An 8,774-nucleotide genomic window follows, 5' to 3' on the forward strand; every position below is an offset into this window, starting at 1 on the left:
ACCGACGAGCATGTCTGCTGAATCCACCCTGCGCGGCGCGATCGACGCCGCCGCACTGCGGGTCGCCCAGTCCAAGGCGACCACCCTCGTCGAGGCCCTGCCCTGGCTCGAGCGCTTCCGCGGTGCCCTGGTCGTCATCAAGTACGGCGGCAACGCGATGACCGATGATGCCCTCAAGGCGGCCTTCGCCGAAGACATCGTCTTCCTGCGCTACGCAGGCCTGCGGCCGGTCGTCGTCCACGGTGGCGGCCCGCAGATCCAGGCGATGCTCGATCGCCTCGGTCTGGAGAGCGAGTTCAAGGGTGGCCTGAGGGTGACGACCCCCGAGGTCATGGAGGTCGTGCGCATGGTGCTCACCGGCCAGGTCGGCCGCGAGCTCGTGGGCCTGCTCAACCAGCACGGCCCCGTCGCAGTGGGGCTCTCCGGCGAGGACGCGAGCCTCTTCGGCGGCCGCCGCAAGGGTGTCGTCGTCGACGGTGAGCCGGTCGACATCGGGCTCGTCGGGGACGTCGAGTCCGTGGACCCGGCAGCCGTCCTCGACATCCTCGACGCCGGTCGCATCCCGGTGGTCTCGACGATCGCGCCCGATCTCGACGTCGATGGCCAGGTGCTCAACGTCAACGCCGACACCGCCGCCGCGGCATTGGCCGTCGCCCTGCGGGCGCACAAGCTCGTCGTCCTCACCGACGTCGACGGGGTCTACGCCGACTGGCCGGACCGCGACTCGCTCCTGTCCCACCTCACCGCCTCCGGAGCGCGCGACCTCCTCGGCCGGGTCGACTCCGGGATGATCCCCAAGCTCGAGGCCTGCATCCGTGCCGTCGAGCAGGGTGTGCCCCAGGCGCACGTCGTCGACGGCCGCCAGCCGCACTCGATGCTCCTCGAGCTCTTCACCAACGAAGGCTTCGGCACGATGATCCTGCCCGACGAGTCCACGCGCGACGAGAGCGAAGGGAGCCCGTCGTGACCGATGTCTCCGCTGCCCACCAGGCCCTGCTCGAGCGTTACCGCGCGAGCCACATCGGCGTCTTCGGTCTGCCCGGCCTCGTCCTCACCCGCGGTGAGGGTGCCTACGTGTGGGACGTCGACGGCACGCGCTACCTCGACCTCCTCGGCGGCATCGCGGTCAACGCGCTCGGTCACGGTCACCCCGAGCTCGTCGCCGCGATCTCGAAGCAGGCCGGCGAGCTCGTCCACGTCAGCAACTTCTTCACCACCCCCGCCCAGATCGAGGCCGCCGAGGCGCTGCTGCGCGTCGCCCGGGCACCGCACGGGTCCGGGGTCTTCTTCTGCAACAGCGGCTCCGAGGCCGTCGAGACGGCGATCAAGCTCTCGCGACGCACGGGTCGCACCGGCATCGTCGCCGTCGGGGGCGCCTTCCACGGCCGCACCACCGGCGCGGTGAGCCTCACCCACAAGGAGGCCTACCGGGCGCCCTTCGAGCCGCTGCTGCCGGGCGTGACGCACGTGGCCCCCGGCGACGTCGACGCGCTGCGGGCCGCCGTCGGTCCCGACACGGCGATGGTCCTCCTCGAGCCCATCCAGGGCGAGGCCGGGGTCGTCACCCCGCCTGCCGGGTACCTCGCGGCAGCCCGGGAGATCACCCGGGAGGCGGGCGCGCTGCTCGTGCTCGACGAGATCCAGACCGGCATCGGTCGGACCGGGGCCTGGTTCGCCCACCAGCTCGAGGGCGTCGTCCCCGACGCCATCACCGTCGCCAAGGGCCTCGGCGGCGGGGTCCCCATCGGTGGCCTCGTGACCTTCGGGGCCGAGGTGACCGGTCTGCTCACCGCCGGCCAGCACGGCTCGACCTTCGGGGGCAACCCGCTGGCCTGCAGCGCGGCCCTCGCGGTGATCGCGACGATCGAGGAGGAGGGCCTGATCGAGCACGCCGTCGCGGCCGGCGAGCACCTCGTCGCGGCCGTCGAGGCGCTCCAGCACCCGCTCGTCACGCAGGTCCGCGGGGCCGGTCTGCTGCGCGCGATCGGGCTCGCCCGTCCGATCGCCCCGGCCGCTGCTCTCGTCGCCCGCCGGCACGGCGTCATCGTCAACCCCGTGGCGCCCGATGCGCTGCGACTCGCGCCGCCCCTGACCATCACCACCGACCAGCTCTCGTCCTTCGTCGACGCCCTCCTAGCGATCCTCGACGAGGCCGCCAAGGAGTCCGCATGACCGTCCGCCACCTCCTCGCCGACGACGACCTGACCGCCGTCGAGCAGGCCGAGGTCCTCGACCTCGCTGCTGCGCTCAAGGCCGACCGGCACGCGGAGCAGCCGCTCGCCGGCCCGCAGGCCGTCGCGATCATCTTCGATAAGCCGACGCTGCGCACCCAGCTGTCCTTCACGACCGGTGTCGCCGAGCTCGGCGGGTACCCGATGGTCGTCGACGGCAACCTCGCCCAGATCGGCACCCGTGAGTCCGTCGCCGACGTCGCCCGGGTCGTCGGCCGTCAGGTGAGCGCCATCGTCTGGCGCACCCACGGGCAGGACCGCCTCCAGGAGATGGCCGACCACGTCGACGTGCCGGTGGTCAACGCGCTGACCGACGAGTACCACCCCTGCCAGCTGCTCGCCGACCTGCTGACCGTCCGTGAGCACAAGGGCAGCACGCGCGGGCTGACCCTCGCCTACGTCGGTGACGGGGCGAACAACATGGCCCACTCCTACCTGCTCGCCTGCACCCTCGCCGGCATGCACGTGCGCATCGGCACTCCTGCGAGCCACCAGCCGTCCGCCGACGTCCTCGCCCGCGCCGAGCGCATCGCGGCCGAGCAGGGCGGCTCGGTGCTCGTCACCGACGACCCGGCCACGGCCGTCGAGGGAGCCGACGTCGTCGCCACCGACACGTGGGTGTCGATGGGCATGGAAGGGGAAAAGGGCGACCGCACCGGCGAGGCGAGCCCCTTCGCCCCCCTTCGCCGTCACGGGTGAGCTGCTCGCCGGCGCCGCAGCCGAGGCCATTGTCCTGCACTGCCTGCCCGCCTACCGGGGCCTCGAGATCGCCGCCGACGTCATCGACGGCCCGCAGTCGGTCGTGTGGGACGAGGCCGAAAACAGGCTCCATGTGCAAAAGGCGCTGCTCACCTTCCTCCTGCGCTCGTCGTCGTGACCGTGACGACGCGGCCGGGGCGGCACTCCCGCATCACCGAGCTGCTGCGCGAGCACGCCGTCCGCAGCCAGCCGGAGCTGCTCGCCCTGCTCGCCGACGACGGCATCGAGGTCACCCAGGCGACCCTCTCGCGCGACCTGCTCGAGCTGCGTGCGGAAAAGGTCCGCGTCGGGCGTGACCTCGTCTACGCCATCCCGGGCGAAGGGGGAGACCGCACCCCGCGTGCGGCCGTCGACCCGGCCGAGTACGACGACCGGCTGCGCCGCCTGTGCGAGGAGCTCCTCGTCACGGCCCGGGCGAGTGCCCAGCTCGTCGTCGTCCGCACCCCGCCGGGAGCGGCCAACTACCTCGCCTCGGCGATCGACCATGCCCGCCTGACCGGAGTGCTGGGGACGATCGCGGGGGATGACACGATCATGATCATCACCGGTGGCCCCGACGAGGGAGCCGCCGTCACCGCACAGCTGCTGGGCCTGGCCCAGACCACCGACAGCCAGGAGGCACCGTGACCCAGGACGAGACCGTGACGACCGGTGAGCGGGTCAGCCTGTGGGGCGGGCGATTTGCCGGCGGACCGAGCGATGCGCTCGCCGCGCTCAGCAAGTCGACGCACTTCGACTGGCGGCTTGCCCCGTACGACATCGCCGGCTCCCGCGCCCACGCCCGGGTCCTCCACGGAGCCGGTCTGCTCGACGACGCGACGCTCGACGCGATGCTTCAGGCACTCGCACAGCTGGCGGCGGACGTGGAGTCGGGGGCCTTCGCCCCGGCACTCGACGACGAGGACGTGCACACCGCGCTCGAGCGCGGTCTCATCGAGCGGGCGGGGGGCCGACGTCGGTGGGCGGCTGCGCGCCGGCCGCTCGCGCAACGACCAGGTCGCCACGCTCTTCCGCATGTACCTGCGCGACCACGCCCGGATCGTCTCCGGGCTCGTCCTCGACGTGGCGCGGGCGCTCATCGACCAGGCGCGGGCCAACATCGACGTCGCCATGCCCGGGCGCACCCACCTCCAGCACGCCCAGCCGGTCCTGTTGAGCCACCACCTGCTCGCGCACGTGTGGCCGCTGCTGCGCGACGTGCAGCGCTTCGTCGACTGGGACGAGCGGACCTCCCTGAGCCCCTACGGCTCAGGAGCCCTCGCCGGTTCCTCCCTCGGGCTGGACCCCGAGGCCGTGGCGGCGGACCTCGGCTTCGCGGGGTCCGTCGACAACTCGATCGACGGGACCGCTTCGCGCGACTTCGTCGCGGAGTTCTGCTTCGTCGCGGCGATGACGGCGGTCGACGTCTCCCGCCTGGCCGAGGAGGTCATCCTCTGGGCCACCAAGGAGTTCTCCTTCGTCACCCTCGACGACGCCTTCTCCACGGGCTCGAGCATCATGCCGCAGAAGAAGAACCCCGATGTCGCCGAGCTGGCCCGGGGCAAGGCGGGCCGCCTCGTCGGTGATCTCGCCGGCCTCATGACGACGCTCAAGGCGCTGCCGCTCGCCTACAACCGCGACCTGCAGGAGGACAAGGAGCCGGTCTTCGACGCGGTCGACACGCTCGAGGTCCTGCTCCCGGCCTTCGCGGGGATGATGGCGACGATGACGTACCACGGGGAGCGGATGGCCTCCCTCGCCCCCCAGGGCTTCTCCCTCGCGACCGACATCGCCGAGTGGCTGGTGCGCCAGGGGGTCCCCTTCCGCATCGCCCACGAGGTGGCCGGGGCCTGCGTGCGAGTCTGCGAGGAGCGCGGCATCGAGCTGTGGGACCTCTCCGACGAGGACCTCGCGGGCATCAGCCAGCACCTCACGCCCGACGTGCGCGAGGTGCTGTCGGTCGACGGCTCCCTCGCCTCGCGGGACGCGAAGGGCGGGACCGCCCCGGCCCGTGTCGCCGAGCAGCTCGACGACGCGGCGGCGCGACTCGCCGAGCTGGAGGCCTTCGCCGCCAGCCGGATCGAGGCTCGCTGACGTGTCCGGTCAGGGGCGTCGTCTGACCGGGGGAGACCTGGCCGGCGACCCCCTGACCGTCGCGCGTTCCCTCCTCGGATGCCACCTCGTCGCCGGTCCGGTCGCCCTGCGCCTGACCGAGGTGGAGGCGTACTGGGGCGTCGACGACCCCGGCTCGCACGGCTACCGGGGCATGACGCCGCGGACCGAGGTCATGTTCGGTCCCGCGGGCCGGTTGTACGTCTACCGGTCCTACGGGGTGCACTGGTGCGCCAACATCGTGTGCGGGGCGAAGGGGGAGTGCGCCGCCGTCCTCCTGCGTGCCGGTGAGGTCGTGGCCGGGTACGGCGTCGTCGAGCAGCGGCGTCCCGGGGTGCGACGGCGGGACCTGGCCCGTGGCCCGGGCAGGCTGACCCGGGCGCTGGGGATCGTCGGTGAGGACGACGGTGCGGCCGTCGTGGGGCGCGGTGCCCCCTTCGTGCTGCGCGCGCCGGCCGAGCCGGTCGCCGCCGAGCGGATCAGGACCGGACCCCGGGTGGGCGTCTCCGGCCCCGGCGGCGACGGTGAGCGGTACCCGTGGCGGTACTGGCTGGCGGACGAGCCATCGGTGTCGCCGTACCGTCCCGGCCGACCGCGGGTCAGGCGGGGTTGACCCCGACGTCGACCTGCTGGGCCAGGTAGTTTTCCAGGCCGATGCGGGTGATCGCGTCCAGCTGGGCCTCGAACCAGTCGGCGTGCCGCTCCTCGTCGCGGGCCATCTCCTCGAAGACCGATGCGGTCGCGTGGTCGCCGAGGTCGTGGCACTCCTTCGCTGCCGCGTTGAACTGGGCGACGGCCGTGATCTCGCTCGCGAGAGCCAGGTCGAGCATCTCCCGCGCGTCCTCGCCGATGGGGATGTTGTTGAGCTTCTGCACGTTGGGGTGGCCGTCGAACATGAGGATCCGCTCGATGAGCTCGTCGGCGTCCTTCATCTCGCCGATCGACAGGTCGTAGAAGACCTTGCCCAGCCGCGGGAAGCCCCAGTTGTCGAGCATCCGCGCGTGGAGGAAGTAGCCGTTGACGACGCTCAGCTCGAGCGTGAGGGCCTCGTTGAGGAGGGTGACGATCCTGGGGTCAGCTGGCTGCACGGTCTACCTCCGCGGACGTGGTGGAGAGACCGTGATCGGCCTCACTCCCCACATGCTCGCAGAGGATCCGTCGCACTGAGAAGACACAGGCCCCGCAATCGCGACCGGCACCGGTTGCTGCACACACCCGGGAGAGGGTCGTGGCGCCCCGCAGTGGCAGCGTCGGCTATCGCGCGGTCACCGACGACGGCGCAGTGGCAGATGATCACGAGACCCCTCCCTTCGAATCAATGAGGTGAGGCATACCTTAACCGGACGAAGGGAGGCTTCCGCACCGGGTGTTCCACATGCCGGGACCGGAGTGGCTGCCGGCCTGCGGGGGAGCGCATGGCAGGCTGGGGCGGGGCGCGCGATCGCGCGCCCGGCACCTCCCGGAAGGACCGAGACGACCGTGACCGACATCCTCGACGAGCTGCAGTGGCGCGGAGCGGTGGCGCAGACCACCGATGAGGCCGCCCTGCGACAGGCCCTCGCCGACGGACCGATCACGGTGTATTGCGGCTTCGACCCGACGGCGCCCTCGCTCCACTTCGGCAACTTCGTCCAGCTCGTCGCCCTGCGGAGACTGCAGCGGGCGGGGCACCGCGTCATCTGCCTCGTCGGCGGGTCGACGGGCCTCATCGGGGACCCGAAGCCGACGAGCGAGCGGCAGCTGCGGACCAAGGAGCACACGGCGCAGAACGTCGCTCGCATCAAGGAGCTGGTCCAGCCCTTCCTCGACTTCGACGGCAGCTCCGGCGTCGACCACCCCGCGATCCTCGTCGACAACCTCGACTGGACGGCGCCCATGAGTGCGCTCGACTTCCTGCGGGACGTCGGCAAGCACTTCCGCGTCAACCAGATGATCCGCAAGGACGCGATCTCCGCCCGGCTGGAGAGCCAGGAGGGCATCTCCTACACGGAGTTCAGCTACCAGCTGCTCCAAGCGCTCGACTACCTGGAGCTCTACCGCGCCCACGGCTGCACGTTGCAGCTCGGAGGGTCGGACCAGTGGGGCAACCTCACCGCCGGTGTCGACCTGATCCATCGCGCCGAGGGCGCCTCGGTCCACGCGCTGACCTCTCCGCTGCTCACCGACTCGCACGGGGTGAAGTACGGCAAGTCCGAGGGCAATGCCATCTGGCTGTCGGCCGACATGACGAGCCCGTACGCCTTCTACCAGTACTTCCTCAACGTCGAGGACGCCTCGGTCGTCAAGCTGCTCAAGGTCTTCACCGACCGTTCGCAGGAGGAGATCGCCGAGCTCGAGCGACTCGTGGACGAGGAGCCCTTCCGCCGGGCGGCGCAACGCGCCCTGGCCGCAGACATGACCACGCTCGTCCACGGAGCCGAGGCGACCGCGTCGGTGCAGGCGGCCTCGGAGGCGCTCTTCGGCAAGGGCGACCTGTCCGCCCTCGACGAGTCGACCCTGATCGACGCGACAGCCGAGCTGCCGGGTGCCGATATCCCGGTCGGCACCGGTGTGCTGGATGCGCTCGTCGCCACCGGTCTGGTGGACTCGAAGAAGGCCGCCCGGCGGGCCATCGCCGAGGGGGCCGTCTCGGTCAACGGGGCCAAGCTGGGCGACGACGCCGTCACCCTGGGTCCGGGGGACTACCTCCACGGTCGCGTCGCGATCCTGCGCCGGGGCCGCAAGAACCTGGCGGCGGCGCGTCTCGTGTGACCTCGCCACGCCCACCGATCGACGCCTGCGCCCCCGAAAAATGGGGGGAGCGGGCGTCGATTTGGTTTCTGTGGCGGGGTTGATCTAGTGTTCTCGATGTCAGCCCGAGAGGGAGGAACGGACACCAAGTGGTGGCTCTCGTAGTCGCCTCAGGCAGGCCGGTCCCGCAGGCTGACAGCCCAGTGAATCTTGGTCCATCGGACTTGGCCGTCATGGTCAGGGAGGTGGACTTGGAGCCGAGCAGCGAGACTGCTACGGTGGGCCACTGCTGAAGATCCAAGCGCGTAGGTCTCCGGCCGCTCTGAGAGCGGGTCACGGAGTTGACGCCCAAGCGTGGACAGCGGTAAGTTGGAGAAGTTGCCCCTTGTGCGGTTCGCCTGATGTGGTGGGTTGTGTGGGGTGTGCGTGTGAATCTTGAGAACTCAACAGCGTGTCAAAAATCGATGCCAATACCTCGTTTTGGCTGATTGTGCCTGGTCCTCGTTGTGGGGGTTGGGTGTGGTTGGTCGAGCGAATTTTTTCCTTTGGTTGACAATGAATCAAACAGCGATTGCGCTGGTTGTTCTTGCTCAGTCATGGTTCAGCCCTTTGTTGGGTTATGGATTGGCCTCCTTGTGAGCTCTTTGTGGGTTCGAGGGGGTGTTGATCATCAACGGAGAGTTTGATCCTGGCTCAGGACGAACGCTGGCGGCGTGCTTAACACATGCAAGTCGAACGGTGATGCTCCAGCTTGCTGGAGTGGATCAGTGGCGAACGGGTGAGTAACACGTGAGCAACCTGCCCCAGACTCTGGAATAAGCGCTGGAAACGGCGTCTAATACTGGATACGAAACTGGCCCGCATGGGCATGGTTTGGAAAGTTTTTCGGTTTGGGATGGGCTCGCGGCCTATCAGCTTGTTGGTGAGGTAATGGCTCACCAAGGCGACGACGGGTAGCCGGCC

At 70.1% G+C, this 8,774-nt stretch carries 6 protein-coding genes, 1 rRNA gene and 2 pseudogenes; 8 read left to right on the plus strand and 1 reads right to left on the minus strand.

The genetic code is table 11. The features are described 5' to 3' along the window. Positions 1-10 precede the first annotated feature (10 nt). The 6 genes and pseudogenes from argB (at position 11) to B277_RS05240 (ending at position 5,694) form a co-directional block, all read left to right on the plus strand. Positions 11-967, plus strand: a complete 957-nt coding sequence (gene argB, locus B277_RS05215) for an acetylglutamate kinase (RefSeq protein ID WP_007925943.1) — start codon at positions 11-13, stop codon at positions 965-967. Beyond that, a complete protein-coding gene (locus tag B277_RS05220) occupies positions 964-2,172 on the plus strand; it encodes an acetylornithine transaminase (RefSeq protein WP_007925944.1) in 1,209 nt (402 codons plus the stop codon). Before argB ends, B277_RS05220 begins: the two co-directional genes overlap by 4 nt. Further along, positions 2,169-3,108 (plus strand): annotated as a pseudogene (gene argF / locus B277_RS05225) (ornithine carbamoyltransferase). The gene B277_RS05220 and the pseudogene argF overlap by 4 nt, the downstream one beginning before the upstream one ends. Then, positions 3,105-3,617, plus strand: coding sequence for an arginine repressor (locus B277_RS05230; RefSeq protein ID WP_007925948.1), 513 nt, complete (start codon positions 3,105-3,107; stop codon positions 3,615-3,617). Before argF ends, B277_RS05230 begins: the two are co-directional and overlap by 4 nt. After that, positions 3,614-5,063, plus strand: a pseudogene (gene argH / locus B277_RS05235) (argininosuccinate lyase). The gene B277_RS05230 and the pseudogene argH overlap by 4 nt, the downstream one beginning before the upstream one ends. 1 nt (position 5,064) lies before the next feature. Beyond that, complete coding sequence (locus tag B277_RS05240) at positions 5,065-5,694, plus strand: DNA-3-methyladenine glycosylase (protein ID WP_007925951.1); 630 nt, start codon at positions 5,065-5,067, stop codon at positions 5,692-5,694. Here the strand turns inward: B277_RS05240 and bfr are convergent. Continuing rightward, positions 5,681-6,169 carry a bacterioferritin gene (gene bfr, locus B277_RS05245; RefSeq protein WP_007925953.1) on the minus strand — a complete coding sequence of 163 codons (489 nt, stop codon included), beginning with the start codon at positions 6,167-6,169 and terminating at the stop codon, positions 5,681-5,683. The genes B277_RS05240 and bfr overlap by 14 nt on opposite strands. Before the next feature lie 391 nt (positions 6,170-6,560). Here bfr and tyrS point away from each other — a divergent pair, with 391 nt between their 5' ends. Together tyrS and B277_RS05255 are read left to right on the plus strand one after the other, a co-directional pair. Further along, positions 6,561-7,832, plus strand: a complete 1,272-nt coding sequence (gene tyrS / locus B277_RS05250; protein WP_007925955.1) for a tyrosine--tRNA ligase — start codon at positions 6,561-6,563, stop codon at positions 7,830-7,832. A gap of 649 nt (positions 7,833-8,481) precedes the next feature. Further along, a 16S ribosomal RNA gene (locus tag B277_RS05255) occupies positions 8,482-8,774 on the plus strand; the annotation flags it as partial.

The sequence above is a fragment of the Janibacter hoylei PVAS-1 genome (assembly GCF_000297495.1).
Taxonomy (GTDB): Bacteria; Actinomycetota; Actinomycetes; order Actinomycetales; family Dermatophilaceae; genus Janibacter; species Janibacter hoylei.